The sequence below is a fragment of the Kitasatospora sp. NPDC018619 genome (assembly GCF_044391605.1).
Lineage (GTDB): Bacteria > Actinomycetota > Actinomycetes > Streptomycetales > Streptomycetaceae > Kitasatospora.
Genome location: NZ_JBISAI010000031.1, coordinates 17713 through 35222, shown reverse-complemented (window position 1 = coordinate 35222; position 17510 = coordinate 17713). Strand labels below are relative to the sequence as shown.

Sequence of the window (17510 nt, the reverse complement as noted above, 5' to 3'; positions counted from 1 at the left end):
TCATGGCGGGTGAGCCGGCGCAGGCCGCCTCGCGAGCCGGATCGACCACGGGGGCGTCCTCCACCAGCACGGTGGAGGGTGCCCTCGCGGCGCTCCCGGCCCCGCGGACCGAGGAGAGCGGGTTCGAGCTGCTCTGGCAGCAGGTGGTGGCGGAGATCGGGCGGGCCCGTTCGATCGACCTGATCTGCCACATCTGCCCGGACGGCGACGCGCTGGGCTCCTCGCTGGCGGCGGCGCTCGCGCTGCGCGCGCTCGGCAAGCGGGTGCGGGTCTCCTTCGGCGACGACCCGCAGGTCGTGCCCGAGTCGCTGGCCTTCCTGCCCGGCCAGGAGCTGATCGTGCCGGCCTCCGAGGTGCCGGACGTGCCCGAGCTGGTGCTCTGCTTCGACGTGGCCGCGGAGAGCCGGCTCGGCCTGCTGCGCGACAAGGCCTTCGCGGCGCCCGTCCTGGTGGTGTTCGACCACCACGCCTCCAACCCGGGCTTCGGCACCCACCAGCTGATCGACCCGACCGCGCCGGCCACCGCCGTGCTGGTCGACGAGCTGCTGCGCCGGCTCGGCGTCGAGCTGGACCAGGAGCTGGCCGTCTGCCTGTACACCGGCGTCGCCACCGACACCGGCTCGTTCAGGTACCGGGCCACCACGCCCGCCACCCACGAGCTGGCGGCCCGGCTGCTGGCCACCGGCATCCGGCACGACCTGATCTCCCGGCAGCTGTGGGACACCTCCTCCTTCGGCTACCTCAAGGTGCTCGCGGGCGCGCTCGACCGCGCCGTCTACGAGCCGGACGCGGCGGACGGGCTGGGCCTGGTGTGGACCTGGGTGCCGTACCAGGACCTCGCGCTGTTCAGCGTCACCGTCGAGGAGATCGAGGGGCTGATCGACATCCTGCGCCGCCCCGCCGAGGCCGAGGTGGCGCTGGTGCTCAAGCAGGACCCGGACGGCACGCTGCGCGGCTCCTCGCGCTCCAAGGGCGCGGTGGACGTCGCCGCGGCCTGCGCCGAGCTGGGCGGCGGCGGGCACGTCTACGCGGCCGGATTCAGCGTCCGCGAGGACGTGGCCGCGGTGGTCGGGCGCTTCCGGGCAGCGCTGCGCCCGGTACGTTGATCGTCTCTGCCGATGTTGTTGAGAGAAAGAACCCGATGAAGCGCAAAGGCACCGGCCCGGACGGCCTGGTGATCGTCGACAAGCCCGAGGGCATCACCTCGCACGGGGTCGTCGCCAAGCTGCGGTGGCTGGCCGGCACCCGGAAGGTCGGCCACGCCGGCACCCTGGACCCGATGGCCACCGGCGTGCTGGTGATCGGCGTCGAGCGGGCCACCCGGCTGCTCGGCCACCTGATGCTCACCGCCAAGACCTATGAGGCGACGATCCGGCTCGGCCAGACCACCGTCACCGACGACCGCGAGGGCGACGTCACCGGCTCGACCCCGGCCGACGCCGTCACCCGGGAGGCGATCGACGCCGGGATCGCGGCGCTCACCGGCGAGATCATGCAGGTGCCGTCCAAGGTCAGCGCGATCAAGATCGACGGCAAGCGCTCGTACGCGCGGGTGCGCGAGGGCGAGGACTTCGAGCTCGCGGCCCGGCCGACCACGATCCACTCCTTCACCGTGCACGGGCAGCGCGCGGCCGTCGCCGAGGACGGCACGCCGGTGGTCGACCTGGACGTCACCGTCGAGTGCTCCTCCGGCACCTACATCCGGGCGCTGGCCCGGGACCTGGGCGCCGGGCTGGGCGTCGGCGGGCACCTCACCGCGCTGCGGCGCACCAAGGTGGGCCCGTACGGGGTCGAGTCGGCACGCACCCTGGAGCAGCTGGAGGCGGAGGTCACCGGCGAGCCCGCCAGGGCCCTGGAGGTGCTGCCGATCGCCGAGGCGGCCGCGGCCGCCTTCCCGCGCTGGGACCTGGACGAGTCCTCGGCCGAGAAGCTGTCGCACGGCGCCCGGCTGAAGGCGCCCGGGCTGGGCGTGGACGGGCCGATCGCGGTGTTCGCGCCGGACGGGCGCTTCCTCGCGCTGGTCGAGGAGAAGGGCGGCCAGGCGAAGCCGGTCGCCGTCTTCGTCGGCTGACGGACCTGGGCGGAGCCCCCGTCGGGAGCCATCCCGACGGGGGCTCCGCCGTGTCCGGCTCCCGTTCACCCGGGCGAGGGAGCGCGCGGAGTGAACGCGCGTGGTGACCGGCGCGGGCGCGGTCGGGCCGCCGCCCCGGCGGGCAGGTTCCCGGCGGTGTGGGCGGACGAGGGTCGAGGGGGCACGGGATGCCGGGGTTTCCGGAGGGCGACGCGGGGCGCTACCTCCTGCGGATCCGCGATCCCGACGGGCGGCTGCACGGCTTGGGGTTCGTCGCCGGCCCGCAGGGGGGCGTGCTGACGGCGCTCGAGAGCGTGGCCGGGCCGGACCGGGTCGTCCTGCACGCCCCCGGCGGGCAGGCCAGGGTGCTCGGCCCGGACGCGGTGCTGCCGCTGCCCGGGTACGGGCTCGCCCTGCTGCGCACCGGAGCGGTCGGCGGGCCGCCGCTGCCGCCGCCGCTGCCGCTGGCCGTGGCCGGGGCGGGGCAGGCGGCGCTGCTGCTGCCCGCGCTGGCGGGGGAGGACGGGCGGGTGGTCGCGCTGCGCTGCGGACTGCTCGGGACCACCGGCGCGGTGTACCGCGGGCACCGGCTGGACGGCGTGCTGCTGCTGGACGTGCCGGTGGTCGCCGGGGTCGCGGTGCCCGCCGGATCGCCGGTGCTGGACGCCCGCAGCGGGGCGGTGGTGGCGCTGGCCGCACCCGGTGCGCGCGACGCCCGGCACGGCGGGGCGCTGCCGGCCGTGCCGGTGGGCGCCGGCCCCCGGGGCGGGCCGGGTGCCGGGGTCCTCTCCGGGCTGCTGGCGGGCGACGCGGCCGCGTCACCCGGTGGCGGGCCGGCCCTTGACCTGGCCGGGGCGCTGCGGCTGACCGCCGCCCAGCTGGCGGCGGCCGGCGCCGGGCCGGGCCGGGTGGCCGAGCTGGCCGCCGACCGGGTGGACCGGCCGGACGGGCTCGCCGGGGACGAGCCCGCCGCGACCGTGACGGCGCTGGTCGGCGCCCCCGGCAGCGGGCGCACCACCGAACTGGCCGCGCTGGCCGTCCGCCGCGGCGCCGGGGCCCACCCGCTGCCCACCCTCTGGCTGCGCGGCGCCGACCTGCGCGCCGGGGACCGCTCGCCGGCCCGACCGCTGGAGCGGGCACTGGCCGGCGCCGCCGCCGGGCTCGGCGTCCCGGCGCCCGCGCCGGAGCTGCTGGCGGCGCTGTGCGCGGCCGCCGGCCGGCCGCTGCTGGTGGTCCTGGACGGCCCCGAGGAGGCCCCGCAGGAGGTGGACGCCCGCTGGCTGCGCGGCGCCGGCCAGTGGCTGGCCGACCGCGGGGCCCGGCTGGTGACCGCCTGCGGGGAGGAGCTCTGGGAGCGGCTCGCCGCCGAGCCCTGGGGCAGCGGCGGCCCGGGCCCGCGCCGAGCCGAGGAGCCGCAGTCGGACGGCGGCCTGGGCAGCGCCCCCACCGTGCGGATGGACGGCCGCGGCCCCGGCGGGCCCGGCCTGGCCGGGCTGCGGCTCGGCCCGCTGCCCCCCGGGGCGGCCGAGCGGGTGCGCCGCCGGTACGGGCTGCCGCCGGGCCACCCGGCCGCCGCCGAGGACGCCCGGCACCCGCTGGCCGTCCGGCTGGCCGGGGAGCTGTGGGCCCAGGGGCTGCACGACGGGCCGGCGTGCCGCGGCGAGCTGTTCGGCGCCTACCTGGACCTGCGCTGCCTGCGGGTGGCCCAGCGGCTGGCCGGGGAGGGCCGGCCGCGCCGCCCGGGCGCCCACCGCCGGGGCGCGGTGCGCCCCGCCGGGCCGGGCCACCGCCGGGTGCGCCGGCTCGCGGCGGCGGTGGCCGGGCGGGTGCACGAGGCGGCCCGGCGGATGCTCGGCGGCCCCGTCGGCGGCGGGCTGGAGCGGGCCGTCTTCGAGGAGCTGTTCCCGGCCGAGGGCGGCTGGGCGGCGGCGGTGCTCGCCGAGGGCCTGTTCGTCCCGGCCGGGCCCGGGTTCCGCTTCGCGCACGGCGAGTTCGCGGACTGGCTCCAGGGCCGGCACCTGGACCTGGACGCGGCGCTGCGGGAACTGCTCGGCGAGGCCGAGGACACCCCGCCGTGGCCCGTCGGCGGGGCGCGGGAGCCCGGCGGCCGTCCGGCGGCGGACCGGGCCGCCGTCCCCCGGCACCGGATCGGCCCGGTCGCCGCCGCGCTGCGCCGGGTGGCCGAGACCTGGGGCGCCGACGCCCTCGACCCGTGGCTGCACCGGATCTGGCGCGCCCTGGACCTGCGCCCGCCGGGCAGCGAACCCGCCTGGTGGGCCGCCCGGTTGCTCGCCGACGGGCTGGCCGCCAGCCCGGACCGGGCGGCACACCGCGCGCTGCTCGGCCGGCTGGCGGCCCGGATCGCCGAACGGGCGGGTGAGGCGGGCGCGGCGGCGCTCCCGGCGGCCGGGCTCGGCCGCTTCGGCCCGGCCTTCTGGACCGGCCTCGGCCTGCCCGTGGCGGACGAACTCGCCCTGCTGCGCAGCCTGGTGGCCGCCGACGGCCCGGGGCAGCGCTACCTCGCCGCGGCCGCGGAGCGGCTGCGGGCCGACCCGGTCGGGGTGTTCCCGCTGCTCTGCGCCTGGTTCGAGGACCCGCGCGGCCTGCCGGGCCGCCCCGGCCGCGGGGTCGCCGACCTCGCCCACGACCTGCTGCACGCCCATCGGCGGCTCGCCCTGGACGAGTTGGCGGACGCGCTGGCCGCCGCCGCGCACCCGAGGGCGGACGCGCTGCTCACCGTGCTCGCCGCCGAGGAGCCCTCCGCGCTCTGCCGCGCGGTGGACCGCTGGAGCCACGACCGGCGGCCCGAGCGGCACGTCGCGGCCGCCGTGCACGCGCTGCGCACCGCCCCGTACGCCTCCGGTGCGGGGGCCGAGCTGCTGCGGTACGCCGCGCTGGCCCTGCTCGCCCGCGAGGACGAGCCCGGGCTGCACGGGGCCGCGCTGGCGCTGCTGGTCGGCGATCCGGTGACGAGGGCCGCGCACCTGCCCGCCGCGCTCGCCCGGTTCCGGGCCGGCGGCGACGCCTTCCTCACCCCGCGGGCGCTCGCCCCGGCCCTGGAGAGCGACCCGGAGGCCGTCCTGGCCGCGCTCGCGGACCGGGCGGGCGCCCCCGGTGCGGCCCCCGCCGAGACGCTGCGGGTGCTCGCCGACGCCACCGCGCCGTCGGCCGTCCGGCGGGGCGCCGAGCTGGCCGCCGGGCTGCTGCGCGGCAACCCGGGGCTGGCCGGGCCGGTCGCCGTCGACTACCTGGGCCGTCGGCTGGGGCGGGCCGGCGCCGTCGGCCCGGCCGGCCGGCTGGAGCTGCGGGTGGTGCTCGGCGCCGCACTGGCGGCCCGCAGCGCGGCGGTCCGGCGGCCGTTCGCGGCGGTGCTGTCCGTCCCGGTGGCCGACCCGGCGGCGGACGCGCTGCGCCGCGAGCTGCTGGAGACCCTGCTCGCCACCGAGACCGACCGGGCGGTGCTGACCGCGGCCGAGGAGCCGCGACCGGCCCGGCCGCGGGCCCCGGCGGGGGCCGGGCGGGGCCTTCGGCACCCCGCGGCCGAGGCCGCTCGGGCCGGGGCCGGGCGGCCGGCCGGGCCCCCGGTGGCCGCAACCCGTATTCCGGTGCCTGAGCCGGGGCAGGCGCATGGCACGCTATAGGGGTTCGGGTTTGAGCGTTTGAGCGTACAGAGGGTACGCGCCGTACGGAACAAGGAGCGGTCAGGTGCAGCGCTGGCGTGGCCTGGAGGAGATCCCCGGGGACTGGGGACGCAGCGTCGTCACCATCGGCTCGTTCGACGGGGTGCACCGAGGGCATCAGCTGATCATCGGGCGGGCGGTCGAGCGGGCCCGCGAACTCGGCATCCCGTCGGTCGTGGTGACCTTCGACCCGCACCCGCGCGAGGTCATCCGCCCGGGCAGCCACCCGCCGCTGCTCGCGCCGCACCCGCGCCGTGCCGAGCTGATCGCGGAGCTGGGCGTGGACGCGGTGCTGGTGCTGCCGTTCACCACGGAGTTCTCGCAGGAGTCCCCGGAGGACTTCGTCCGGCAGGTGCTGGTGGAGGCGCTGCACGCGCGGGTCGTCATCGAGGGCCCCAACTTCCGCTTCGGGCACCGGGCCGCCGGGACCGTCGCGCTGCTCGGCGAGCTGGGCCGGGCGGACGACTTCGAGGTCGAGGTGGTGGACCTCCAGGTGTGCGGCACGGCCGGGGACGGCGAGCCGTTCTCCTCCAGCCTGACCCGCCGCCTGGTGGAGAGCGGGGACATGGCCGGCGCCAACGAGGTGCTGGGCCGTCCGCACCGCGTCGAGGGCGTGGTGGTGCGCGGCGCGCAGCGCGGCCGCGAGCTGGGCTACCCGACGGCCAACGTGGAGACCGTGCCGCACAGCGCGGTCCCGGCCGACGGCGTGTACGCGGGCTGGCTGACCGCGGCCGGCGAGCGGATGCCCGCGGCGATCTCGGTCGGCACCAACCCGACCTTCGACGGCACCGCCCGCACGGTGGAGGCCTACGCCATCGACCGGGTCGGCCTCGACCTGTACGGGCTGCACGTGGCCGTGGACTTCCTGGCCTACCTGCGCGGGATGGAGAAGTTCGACTCCATCGACGCGCTGCTGGACCGGATGGCCGACGACGTCAAGCGGGCCCGCGAGCTGACCGACGGCCTCTGAGCGCCGAAGGACCACGGAAGGGGCCCACCGACACCAGGTCGGTGGGCCCCTTCCGTCGCCTCACGACCGGGGCGCCTGCGGCGGGTAGCCGTAGCCCGGCCCCGGCTGCTGCGGCCAGGGCGCCCCGGGGGCGGGCTGCTGCGGGTAGCCGTACCCGGGCAGGGGCGGCGGGGCCTGGCCGGGCTGCGGTGCCCACGGCGCCCCGGGCGCGGGCGGGCCGGCCTGCTGCGGGTACGGCTGGGGCTGCTGCTGCGGTTCGGCGTACGGCTGCGGCTGCCCGCCCGGCTGGGGGTAGCCCGCCTGTGCCTGCTGCTGCCAGCCGGTGGCCTGCTGGGCCCGGGCGATGTCCTCGCCGACCAGGGTGGCCAGCTCGAAGTAGGCCTCGCGGACCTTGGGCCGCATCATGTCGAGGTTGACCTCGGCGCCGGCCGCCAGGCTCTCGTCGAACGGCACCACGATGACGCCGCGGCAGCGGGTCTGGAAGTGCGCGACGATGTCCTCGACCTTGATCATCTTGCTGGTCTCGCGCACCCCGGAGACCACCGTGATGCTGCGCTGCACCAGGTCCGCGTAGCCGTGCGCGGAGAGCCAGTCCAGGGTGGTCGAGGCGCTGGAGGCACCGTCCACACTGGGGGTGGAGACGATGATCAGCTGGTCGGCCAGGTCCAGCACCCCGCGCATCGCGCTGTACAGCAGGCCGGTGCCGGAGTCGGTCAGGATGATCGGGTACTGGCGGCCCAGCACGTCGATCACCTGGCGGTAGTCCGAGTCGTTGAAGGTGGTCGAGACCGCCGGGTCGACGTCGTTCGCCAGGATCTCCAGGCCCGAGTTCAGGTCCTGCGAGGTGAACTGACGGATGTCCATGTAGCTGCGCAGGTGCGGGATGGCCGTCACCAGGTCGCGGATGGTCGCGCCGGTCTGGCGCTTGACCCGGCGGCCCAGGGTGCCGGCGTCCGGGTTGGCGTCGATCGCGATCACCTTGTCCTGGCGCTCGCTGGCCAGGGTCGCGCCGAGCGCGGTGGTGGTCGTGGTCTTGCCGACACCGCCCTTGAGGCTGATCACGGCGATCCGGTAGCAGCTCAGCACCGGGGTGCGGATGATCTCCAGCTTGCGGGCCTTCTCGGCCGCCGCGGCCTTGCCGCCGAACTGGAAGCGCGGCTGCTGGCGCTGCTGCTTGGGCTGGCTGCGCAGCAGCCGGTCCGAGGACAGCTCGACGGCCGCGGTGTAGCCGAGCGGGGCGCCGTGCGCGGTCTGCTGCGGGGCGGCGGCCTGCTGGAACGCGCTGGGCTGCGCGTGCTGCGGCTGCTGCCACGGCTGGCCGGGCAGGGGGTGGCCGGGCTGGGCCTGCGGGCCGGGCTGCGGCGGGGCCGGCTGCTGGTACGCGGCGGGCTGCGGCCAGCCGCCCTGGCGCGGGTCCACCGGGCCGGGCGGCGCCGGGGAGGGCTGCTGCGGGGCGGCGGCCTGCTGGGCCTGCTGGGCCTGCTGGGCCTGCTGGGCCGCCCAGGCGGCCTGCGGGTCCCAGGCCGGCGCCGGGCCCTGGGGGTCCTGGGGGTGCTGCGACGGGGCCGGCTGGACCGGCGGCTGGGCGAAGGCCTGCGGCGGCGCGGGTACGGGCGCGGGCGCGGGCGCGGCGGGTACGGGCGCCGCCCCCGGGTAGGGCAGCGGCGCGGGCTGCTGCTGCGCCGCGGCCTCCGGCACCGGCCAGGCCGGGGCGCCGGCCTGCGGCTGTTCGGCGGTCGGCGGGGTGGCGGTGGGCGGGGTGGCGGTCGGCGGGGTGGCGGCGGCCGTCGGGAACGGGACGTGCTGCGCCTCGGCCTGCACCGGAGGGACCGGTGCGGCGGACGCGGGCGTCGGAGCCGGGACGGCGGCCGGTGCGGCCCCGTCCGCGGGAGCCTGGGCCTGGGCCGGAGCCTGGGCCTGCTGCGGCACCGGCGCGGGCTGCCCGGCCGGAGCCTGCTGGGCCGCCGGAGCCTGCTGGGCCGTCGGGGCCTGCTGGGCCGGAGCCTGCGCCGGACCGGCCGCGGGCGCCGGGGCGTCGACCGCCGCCGGAGCAGCCGCCGCGGGCTCGGTCTGCACGTACCAGGACGGGGGAGTGTAGTCAGGCGCGTCCGACCAGTCGTCGTCGTCCTCCGCCGCGTTGTCGCCGACGTAGACGCCGTCCCGATCGCTGCTCACTCTGGCTCCCTCGTGTTCGCCGCCGCTTGCTCAGCGGTGCCGTTGCCGCATCAAAGACTAGGCCGTACGGCAACCCCCGTTGAAGGCGGCTTCGGTTCCCCGGCGGCCCGCCCGGCGCGGCGAGCGCGCTCAGTCGATCCGGCGCGGCCCGCCGAGCACCTGCTGTTCGGCCTGCCCGGCCACGGCCCGTACGTACTGGCGCCGCATCCTGGTCGCCCACAGCGTGAGGTCGTCGCCGAGGGTGGGCAGGGCGGCCACGTCCTCCGGGGGCAGCGACAGCACCCGGCCGGTCAGCTCCGCCTCCTGGGGCGAGATCCGCTGCACGCCGACCAGGTCGGCCGCGTTCAGCACCCGGGCGGCGTTCGGGCCCAGGTAGGGCAGCAGCGTCAGGGTGGTCTGCCAGGGCGCGGCCGAGAGCCGGCTGCGCGGCGGGCGGGCGCCGAGGTCGCGCACCACCAGCACCGGCGAGGCCACCGAGGCGCCCTGCGGGCCGAGCCGGCCGACCTGGTGCACCGTCACGCAGGGCTGGCCGCCGCCGGCCGCCTGGGCCATCGGGCCCCAGAGCTGCCCGCGGGCCGTCTCCACCACGACGCGGGCGCCGATCGCGGCCGCCCGCAGCGCGATGACCTGCGCCGTCCACATGCCACCGACCAGCACCAGGTCGTACGAGGTCGGGCGGAACAGGCCGAGCACCGCGGGCAGCCCCTGCGGGTCGACGCCGATCACCACGCCGTCGTCGCCGACCGGGAAGGCGAGCGCCGCGAGGTCGGCCGGCTCCAGTACGTGCTTCTCCCGGCGAGGGCCGCGCAGCCCGAAGCCGGGCAGGATCCGCGGCCGGGCCCGGCGCTGCTCGGCACCGGGCTGGGGCGCGGCGGTGGGGTAGGCCTGGTACGCCATCAGGAAGCCCCTCCGAGCGGCAGGGTGGCGAGCATGCCGGGAGCCTGCTCCAGGTCGAGCCGGACGAGGCCGAGCCCGGTGCTCTGGGCCCGCGCCTCCACCTGGCGGCCGACGTCGGCGACCTCGCTCTCGTTGCGCCCGGTCACCCGCAGGTGCCCGCTGACCGTCACCGAGCCGCCGGTGCCGTGCCCGGCGGTCAGGCTGAAGGTGCTGGCGAGCGCCGGGGAGCCGGTGACCAGGTTGACCAGGTCCGGCGCGGCGATCCGCCCGGGGGCGCCGCCGGGGCGGCTCAGCTGGGGCCAGCGGGAGATCCAGTACGTGGTGTGCCAGCGGTCGTCGATCCGCCAGAACCGGTTGCCCTCCTGGGTGCGGCGGGTGGTGCCGCCGCCGCTGCCGGTGCCCTGGCGGCCGGCCACCGCGATCGGGTTGGCGCAGGTCGCGATGGCCAGCGCGGCGATCAGCTCGCGCTCGTCCAGCACGGTCGCGTTGAAGCCCGCGCTGTTGAGCCGGCCGGCCAGCTGGTCGGTGACCCGCTGCAGCGCCTTGCGGGCGCCCTCCTCGCCGCCGCCGCGGGCACGCACGGCGGTCGCCGCGCGCTCCGGGTCGAGCTTGAGGGCGATCCAGGTCAGCCGCAGCCCCGGGGTGGAGGTGCCGTCCGGCAGCTCGCGGTAGGCGCGGGCGGCCAGCGACTGGTCGGGCAGGTGCCGGGCCGGGGCGGGCTGGGTGTGCTGGACCAGCTGGACCGACTCCAGGGTGATGTCGTCCACCGTGAGTGCCGAGCAGACCACGTCCAGCGGCAGTGGCAGCGCGGTGCGCACCGGGCGCAGCGGCTGGTCCTTGGCCTGGACGAGCAGTACCGAGCTGAGGAAGGTGCCGTCGCCGACCATGCCGGTCTCCCGGCGGACGGGCCGGCCGCCGAACTCGGCCTCGGTGGCGTGGGTGCAGGTGCGCAGCGCCGGTTCGAGCTCCAGCGCCGGCGCCAGTGCCGGGTCGGTGCCGGCCGGCGGGAGCAGCGCCCTGGCCTGCCTGCGGCGGGACTTGAGGGCGGCGCGGACCTGCAGCAGCTCGGGGAGGGTGCGCCCGCGGACCGGGACGAGGGCGAGCACCACCAGCACCAGGGCGACGGCGCCGAAGCCGGCCGCCGCCGTCCGGCTGATCGTCCAGCCGACCGCGACCAGGGCCGCCGCGACCTCGACCAGGACGAGCTGCTGGAGCTTCAACCGCCCGCCGAGCAGGCCCGGTCGGGGGTTGATCCGGACCTGGACGGCGCCGCCGCTCCCGGTGCCGTCCGGCCGGGGCCGGGCGCCGCCCGTCCCGGGCCCGGCCGTCGGCGCGTTGCGCCGCTCCCGGCGCGACCTCCCGCCGTCCGCGCTGCGGCGGCGTCCTGGAGCGGTCTGGCTTGGCATCCCCCGGTGGCCCTCTCTGATCCGTTGTCGCGGCCCGGCTGGCTGTGTCGCGGACCGTACCCGTACCGTACTCACCGTCTGCTGCCGCATCGTAGAGGGTTCGCGCCGGTTCGTGCCCGGCGGGTGACCACGGCGCAGGTCGGTCTGACACCGCCCGACGACGTCTGACTAGGGGGACGACGAGGTATGGCATCGCGCCGGGACGAGCTGAACGCGTACACCTTCGCCCGCAAGCGCACGGTGGGTGCCTTCCTGCTGCCCGGCGGCGGTGGCAGTGACGAGGACGCGCCGCGTCCGGTGAAGGCGGTGCTGCCGAGCGTGCTGGCCGGGGCGGTGGCGGTGGCCGGCTTCGGGCTCTGGGGGGTCTTCAAGCCGAGCGCTCCGGTGAACTGGGACGACGGCAAGAACATCATCCAGGGCAAGCAGTCGACCACCCGGTACGTGGTGCTCCTGGACAGCGACAACCGGACCAAGCGGCTGCACCAGGTGCTCAACATGTCCTCGGCGCGGCTGGTGCTGCCCGCGGGCGCCAAGGTCGTGGTGGTGGACGACGGGGTGCTCGACCGCTACCCCAACCACGGGCCGACGATCGGCATCCCGTACGCCCCGGACAAGCTGCCGACCACGGACAACGCGAGCAAGCCGATGAAGTGGACGGTGTGCGACCGCCCGGGCTCGGACGACCGGCAGGAGACCGTCAACCAGGCGGTGTTCGTGGCGGCCGGCGCGGACGCGGCGGCGCTGGCGGACAGGGGCCGGATGCTCGGCCCGGACCAGCTGATGCTGGTGCAGCAGGCCGACGAGCAGCAGGTCTCGGCGGCGCCGGCGCCGGGCCAGCCGGCCGTGGCGGGCGCGGCGGTGTACCTGGTGGACGCGCAGGGGCGCAAGCACCTGATCGGCACCCCGCAGTCGGACGACAGGGAGCGCAAGGCGCTGATCACCGCGGTGTTCGGGCCCAACGCGGTGCCGCAGCGGGTGAAGCGGGACTGGCTGGACACCCTGGTCAACGCCACGCCGATCACCTTCCCCCAGGTCGACGGCGTCGCCGACAGCCCGGGCGCCAACTCCAGGGTGGAGCTGGGCAACCCGGCCGACCGCCGGATCGGCCGGCTGGTGCACTACCAGGACCGCCACTACGTGGTCGGCAGGGACCAGCTCTTCCTGGTCACGCCGTTCCAGGCGGAGCTGATCCGGCAGAACCCGGCGTTCCAGATGCTCTACAAGTACGACCAGGACAAGAAGCCGCGCAGCGACGAGATGAACCCGGCGGACAACGCCCAGTGGGGCGGCGACGTCCGGCTGAAGGACACCGCCGCGGACTGGCCGCTGAGGACCGGCGCGCCGGTCAACAACTGGCAGGACCGCCAGGACGCCCGGATGGTGGTGTGCAGTACCTACGACGGCGTCGCCGAGGACGGTGCCACCGCCCGGCGCAGCGTCTGGGCCGGGACGTCGTACCCCGCGCCGTACAACAACGGTGCCGGCGCCGCGTACGTGACCCCCGGTCACGGGCTGTTCTACCGCTCGCTGGACGCCGCGGCCGCCGGCTCCGGGACGGACTTCCTGATCACCGAGACCGGCCTGCGCTACTCCGTCCCGTCCAACGGCGACGGCGGGCAGCGTCCGGCCGCCTCGCCGCAGCCCGGCCAGAGCGCCGCCCCGAAGCCGCCGACGCCGCAGCCCGGCGCCGCGCAGACCCCCGGCGCGCCGTCCCAGGAGCCCGGCCGGCCGCAGGAGGAGCCCGGCGGCAACCAGGCCCGGTTGGGCTACCAGGGGGTGCAGCCGCTGCCGGTGCCGAAGGAGTGGTCGAACCTGGTCCCGGCCGGTCCGCCGCTGACGGCGAAGGGTGCCGCGCAGCCGCAGAACGCCTGACCGGGCCTGCGCGGCAACCGAATTGGCCGCGGTGTCATGGTCTGGTAACTACTCAGTGTTCGGTGTTGGGTGAGCTGCGTGTGCCGACTACAGTGCTCCTGGACATCACACGGGTGATGTGGCGGAGGGCCCGCGCGGGCCCTCCGGGCACGCAGCATGTTGTCTCATGGGGGACGGTGGAGCATGGCTCAGGGTCAGTTCACGATGACCGCACAGGAGATGCTGGCTTTCGCCAAGCAGATCGAAGAGGCCATCGGCAAGATCGAGGCCGAGCGGACCAAGCTGATCAGCACGGTCTCCGGCATCACCGGTGGCTGGCAGGGCCAGGCCGCCACCGCCTACACGAACCTGCAGAACCGGGTCAACGAGGACATCGCGAAGCTCAAGGAGTCGCTGACCGCGATCAAGCACGCGATCGAGCTGACCACCAAGCACTACGCGAGCACCGAAGAGGAGCAGAAGGCGATGTTCTCCTCGGCCCAGGGCTGATCACCGCTTCCGCGCTGATCGTCGCACCCGCGCCGACCGCCGTTCTGTCCCGATCCACCGCTCCGCGGAGCGCCCGCCACTGACCGCGCGGCGCTCCGCACCCTCGTCAAGGGAGACACCGTGTCCGACCACATCCTCGTCAACTTCGAGACCGTCCACCACGCGTCCGAGGAGGTCAAGGCCTCGGCAGCGCGCATCGACCAGCTGCTGAACGACCTCAAGGGCAACGTCACGCGCATCGCCGCCAGCTGGCAGGGTGCGGCCCAGGAGGGCTACCGCCAGCACCAGACCCAGTGGGACAACCGCGCCGGCGACCTGCAGAAGACCTGCACGCAGATCGCGACCTCGCTGGACCAGGCCGCGCAGAGCTACAAGACGACCGAGGACGCCAACGCCAAGCTCTGGGGCTGACGTTCGGGTTCCCTAGGGAACGGCAGGGGGCGGGTACCCGGATTCCGGGCACCCGCCCCCGACGCGCGACACGGGTGGACGACATGAGGGGTGGCAGGGTGTCCCGACACGGGTACCGGAAGGCGGCGGCGGCGCTCGCCGCGCTCGCGGTGCTGGGCGGCCCGCTCGCCGCCCCGGCGCACGCCGAGGGCGGGCCAGGACTGGCCGCGGCCGGCGACTGCCCCAAGAACGCGCCCGACGTGCAGACCGTGCCGTGGTCGCTGCAGCGCCTGCTGCTGAACGAGCTGTGGCAGGACGGGAGGACCACCGGCGCGGGCGTGAAGGTCGCGGTCATCGACACCGGGGTCGACCGGAACAACCCGCAGCTGGCGGGCCAGGTCCCGCGCGAGCCCGGCAGCGCGCAGCTGGTCGACAAGGTCCAGGCGGGCTCCAACCTGCTGGTCAACCGGGAGACCAAGGAGCCGGTCAAGGGCGCCTCGACCGAGGACCCGGTCGGCCACGGCACCAAGGTGGCCGGCATCATCGCCGCCGGCGTCCGCAAGCAGACCGGCTTCGTCGGACTGGCGCCCGACGCCCAGATCCTCGCGATCCGCCAGAACGACAGCGACGGCAACGGCGACGTCTCCACCCTCGTCCAGGCGATCAGGGAAGCGGTCGACAAGGGCGCCGGCGTCATCAACATCTCCCAGGACGTGCGCGGCGCGGGCGACGCCCGCTTCGGCGGCTACGCCGAGCTGAAGGCCGCCGTCGAGTACGCCGAGGCGCGCGACGCCGTGGTGGTCGCCTCCACCGGGAACGACGGCAAGGAGGGCGACACCTACCCCGGCGCCTTCCCGACCGTGCTGGCCGTCGGCGCCTCCGACCGCAACAACGAGCGCGCGCCGTTCTCCCAGTACGGCGGCTTCGTGAAGGTCGCCGCGCCCGGTGTCGACATGCTGTCCACCGTGCCGGGGAGCGGCCAGTGCGTGGACAACGGCACCAGCTTCGCCGCCCCGTACGTCTCCGGGCTCGCCGCGCTCCTCAGGAGCGCCCACCCGGGCTGGAAGGCGCCCCAGGTGCGGGCCTGGATCGAGCAGACCGCCCAGCGCACCCAGCGCGACCCGGACACCTTCGTCGGCTGGGGCGTGGTGGACCCGGTCCGGGCCGTCACCAAGGCCCCCGCCGAGGCGCCCTGGGCACCCACCCCGGACGCCCCGGTGCAGCTCGCCGCCGCGCCGATCGTGCCGCGTCCGGTGGGCCTCGGCGAGACCCAGGCCGACCGCGACGGCCGCACCGCGACGTACGTCCTCGGCGTCGGCGCGCTGCTGGTCGCCCTGCTGATCGGCGGCGGCACGGTGCTGCGCGACCACCGGCGCCGGTCCGCGGACTGACCCGCCCTGAAGCCCGGCCGACGTCCGGCCGCCGCAGAGCCGCCGGGAGCGCCGGAGAGCCGCCGGAGCGCCGCCGCAGAGCCACCGGCAACCGCCGGGAACCGCCGGGACACCTGTAACACCGCGGCCCGCCCGCCGCATCGATGGAGTGTCAGGGCGGGCGGAGCACGGGGGGCGGGGCGCATGCGGTGGATCGGGGCGGGCCGGGAGGCCAAGGACGCGGAGTTCCTGGAACTCGTCTCCGGCCGGACCGGCCACCTGTACCGCTCGGCCTGCCTGCTCACCAGCGGCGACACCCACTACGCCGAGGACCTCGTCCAGGAGGCCCTCAGCCGGATGTACGTGCTGTGGCGGCGCAGCGCCTTCACCGGGCGGGGCCGGATCGACAACCCGGCGGCCTACACCCACACCGTCATGGTGCGCACCTTCCTGGCCCAGCAGCGCCGCCGTTCCAGCGGCGAGCGCCCCAGCGACACCCTGCCGGAGCCGGCGGGGCAGGAGGCCGACAGCACCCTGCGGCTGACCCTGCTCGACGCGCTCGGCCGGATGCCGCCCAAGGACCGGGCGGTCCTGGTGCTGCGCTACTGGGAGGACCGCAGCGTGGAGCAGACCGCCGAGGCGATGCGGGTCTCCTCCGGGGCCGTCCGTACCCGTACCACCCGGGCGCTGGCACGGCTGCGCACCCTGCTCGGCGACTCGCTGGCCGAGCTCGCCGACCGCTGAGGCCCGCACCGGGGGCGGCCCGCCCGTCCCGCACCTTCCACACCCCGCAACGCAAGGAGACGGTGGACACCCATGTCAGAACCGGAGAAGTTCGAGGACGACCTGCTCTACGCCCTCACCCGTACGGGCGAAGGCTTCCGCCCCGGGAGCCCGGCCGAGCTGGTCGCCGGCGGCTACCGGCGCGGCCGCGGCCGCTGGCGCCGGCGCTCGGCCGCCGCCGTGGCTGCCGGCGCGGCCGCGCTGGCCCTGGTCGGCACCGGCACGTTCTACCTGGGCCTCCCGGGCCCGAAGGACGCCGGCACGGTGAGCGCGGCCTCCGCCCCGGCGTCCGCCGCCGCGCCGGCATCCGCCGCCGCCCCCGCCTCCGCCACCGCGGCCACGGCGAAGCCCGTGGTCACCGGGGACGAGATGGTCGCCACCTTCCGGGCCCTGCTGCCCCAGGGCCGGGTGTCCGACGCCAAGGGGCACGGGACGGACGAGAACCAGGGCACCTTCGCCAACGTCGACCTGGTCTTCGACGACGGCCAGGGCCCGTCGCTGCTGGGTCTCGGCGTCCAGAAGCACCGCCCCAAGGACGCCCAGCCGCAGACCTGCCCGGCGGACCTCGAGAAGGCCTCGCTGGACTCCTGCAGCGTCACCACCCTGCCGGACGGCTCGCGGCTCATGCTCACCCAGGGCTACGAGTACCCGGACCACCGGGCGACCACCAAGGAGTGGCGCGCCTCGGTGTCCCGCCCGGACGGCGGGCTGATCGGCCTCAGCGAGTGGAACTCGCCCCAGGAGAAGGACGCGCCGGACAGCCGGCCCAACCCGCCGCTCACCCTGGAGCAGCTGAAGGCCGTCGTCACGGACCGGTCCTGGGACCGGGTCGTCGCGGCCGTCAGGTTCGACGGCGTCGACACCGAGGCGGTCGACCCGGGCCTGTCGCTGGAGGAGCGCGAGCGGGCCCTGACCGGGCTGCTGCCCGCCGGGGTGACGGTGACCGACCGCAGGAGCCGGGGGCTGCGGGCCGACTTCGACCTGGCGGGGGCCGGGCGGGCCGGGACGCTGTCGCTGACGGTCGAGAACTGGGCGGCGTCCCCCGACGGCCGGCCGGGGACGGAGGCGGACCGGGACGCGGAGGTCCTGCCGGACGGGACGAAGCTCCTGGCGCACGGCCAGGCGGGCGTGTTCCCGAAGGGAGTGCTGGTCGTGGACGCGGTGCGGCCGAACGGCGTGGAGGTCCTCGTCACGCTGGCCTCGAAGGGCGATCCGCTGCTGACCGCGGAGCAGCTGCGGGCGATCGCCACCAGCCCGCGGTGGCAGCCCACGAAGTAGCGACGGCGGTGGCCCCGGGCCGGGGGGGGGGGCCGGGGGCCCCCGGGGGGGGGGGGGGGGGGGGGGCGGGGGCGGGGGGGGGCCGGGGGGGCGGGGCGCCCCGCGGGGGGGCCGGCCGGGGGGCCCGGT

At 76.7% G+C, this 17510-nt stretch carries 13 protein-coding genes; 10 read left to right on the top strand and 3 right to left on the bottom strand.

Features of this window, described 5'->3' with window-relative positions; translation table 11 throughout:
* The first annotated feature begins 2 nt into the window (after positions 1-2).
* From ACH5AR_RS31940 to ACH5AR_RS31925, 4 genes are all read left to right on the top strand, one after another.
* Positions 3-1106: a bifunctional oligoribonuclease/PAP phosphatase NrnA gene (locus ACH5AR_RS31940; RefSeq protein ID WP_396305027.1), complete on the top strand. Its 1104-nt coding sequence runs from the start codon at positions 3-5 to the stop codon at positions 1104-1106.
* Positions 1107-1141: 35 nt separating this feature from the next.
* The gene (gene truB / locus ACH5AR_RS31935; protein WP_396305026.1) at positions 1142-2071 is read left to right on the top strand and encodes a tRNA pseudouridine(55) synthase TruB; all 930 of its coding nucleotides are present in this window, start codon (positions 1142-1144) and stop codon (positions 2069-2071) included.
* A 188-nt stretch (positions 2072-2259) separates the two neighbouring features.
* The gene (locus ACH5AR_RS31930; RefSeq protein ID WP_396305025.1) at positions 2260-5712 is read left to right on the top strand and encodes a serine protease; all 3453 of its coding nucleotides are present in this window, start codon (positions 2260-2262) and stop codon (positions 5710-5712) included.
* A gap of 64 nt (positions 5713-5776) precedes the next feature.
* Complete coding sequence (locus tag ACH5AR_RS31925; protein WP_396305024.1) at positions 5777-6721, top strand: bifunctional riboflavin kinase/FAD synthetase; 945 nt, start codon at positions 5777-5779, stop codon at positions 6719-6721.
* A gap of 60 nt (positions 6722-6781) precedes the next feature.
* Here the strand turns inward: ACH5AR_RS31925 and ACH5AR_RS31920 are convergent, their stop codons facing one another.
* The 3 genes from ACH5AR_RS31920 to eccE form a co-directional block, all read right to left on the bottom strand.
* Positions 6782-8896, bottom strand: coding sequence for a MinD/ParA family protein (locus ACH5AR_RS31920; protein ID WP_396305023.1), 2115 nt, complete (start codon positions 8894-8896; stop codon positions 6782-6784).
* A 129-nt stretch (positions 8897-9025) separates the two neighbouring features.
* Positions 9026-9793, bottom strand: a complete 768-nt coding sequence (locus ACH5AR_RS31915) for a hypothetical protein (protein WP_396305022.1) — start codon at positions 9791-9793, stop codon at positions 9026-9028.
* Entirely contained in the window at positions 9793-11199 is a 1407-nt protein-coding gene (eccE, locus tag ACH5AR_RS31910) for a type VII secretion protein EccE (RefSeq protein WP_396305021.1), read from the bottom strand. Before eccE ends, ACH5AR_RS31915 begins: the two co-directional genes overlap by 1 nt.
* Positions 11200-11385: 186 nt before the next feature.
* On the opposite strand from eccE, the gene eccB reads away from it, so the two are divergent.
* The 6 genes from eccB (at position 11386) to ACH5AR_RS31880 (ending at position 17381) form a co-directional block, all read left to right on the top strand.
* Entirely contained in the window at positions 11386-13071 is a 1686-nt protein-coding gene (gene eccB, locus ACH5AR_RS31905; RefSeq protein ID WP_396305020.1) for a type VII secretion protein EccB, read from the top strand.
* A gap of 183 nt (positions 13072-13254) precedes the next feature.
* Entirely contained in the window at positions 13255-13560 is a 306-nt protein-coding gene (locus tag ACH5AR_RS31900) for a WXG100 family type VII secretion target (RefSeq protein WP_360354488.1), read from the top strand.
* 120 nt (positions 13561-13680) lie between these two features.
* A complete protein-coding gene (locus ACH5AR_RS31895) occupies positions 13681-13971 on the top strand; it encodes a WXG100 family type VII secretion target (RefSeq protein WP_396305019.1) in 291 nt (96 codons plus the stop codon).
* 98 nt (positions 13972-14069) lie between these two features.
* Positions 14070-15341: a type VII secretion-associated serine protease mycosin gene (gene mycP, locus ACH5AR_RS31890; protein ID WP_396305018.1), complete on the top strand. Its 1272-nt coding sequence runs from the start codon at positions 14070-14072 to the stop codon at positions 15339-15341.
* Between the two features lie 183 nt (positions 15342-15524).
* Positions 15525-16064, top strand: coding sequence for a SigE family RNA polymerase sigma factor (locus ACH5AR_RS31885; RefSeq protein ID WP_396305017.1), 540 nt, complete (start codon positions 15525-15527; stop codon positions 16062-16064).
* Positions 16065-16136: 72 nt separating this feature from the next.
* A complete protein-coding gene (locus ACH5AR_RS31880; protein WP_396305016.1) occupies positions 16137-17381 on the top strand; it encodes a hypothetical protein in 1245 nt (414 codons plus the stop codon).
* Positions 17382-17510: the final 129 nt, after the last annotated feature.

Excerpts from the sequence above, each read along its gene's own strand:
- ACH5AR_RS31940 (WP_396305027.1), top strand. The coding sequence starts at position 3 with ATGGCGGGTGAGCCGGCGCAGGCCGCCTCGCGAGCCGGATCGACCACG.
- truB (WP_396305026.1), top strand. The coding sequence starts at position 1,142 with ATGAAGCGCAAAGGCACCGGCCCGGACGGCCTGGTGATCGTCGACAAG.
- ACH5AR_RS31930 (WP_396305025.1), top strand. The coding sequence starts at position 2,260 with ATGCCGGGGTTTCCGGAGGGCGACGCGGGGCGCTACCTCCTGCGGATC.
- ACH5AR_RS31915 (WP_396305022.1), bottom strand. The coding sequence starts at position 9,793 with ATGGCGTACCAGGCCTACCCCACCGCCGCGCCCCAGCCCGGTGCCGAG.
- eccE (WP_396305021.1), bottom strand. The coding sequence starts at position 11,199 with ATGCCAAGCCAGACCGCTCCAGGACGCCGCCGCAGCGCGGACGGCGGG.
- eccB (WP_396305020.1), top strand. The coding sequence starts at position 11,386 with ATGGCATCGCGCCGGGACGAGCTGAACGCGTACACCTTCGCCCGCAAG.
- ACH5AR_RS31900 (WP_360354488.1), top strand. The coding sequence starts at position 13,255 with ATGGCTCAGGGTCAGTTCACGATGACCGCACAGGAGATGCTGGCTTTC.
- ACH5AR_RS31885 (WP_396305017.1), top strand. The coding sequence starts at position 15,525 with ATGCGGTGGATCGGGGCGGGCCGGGAGGCCAAGGACGCGGAGTTCCTG.
- ACH5AR_RS31880 (WP_396305016.1), top strand. The coding sequence starts at position 16,137 with ATGTCAGAACCGGAGAAGTTCGAGGACGACCTGCTCTACGCCCTCACC.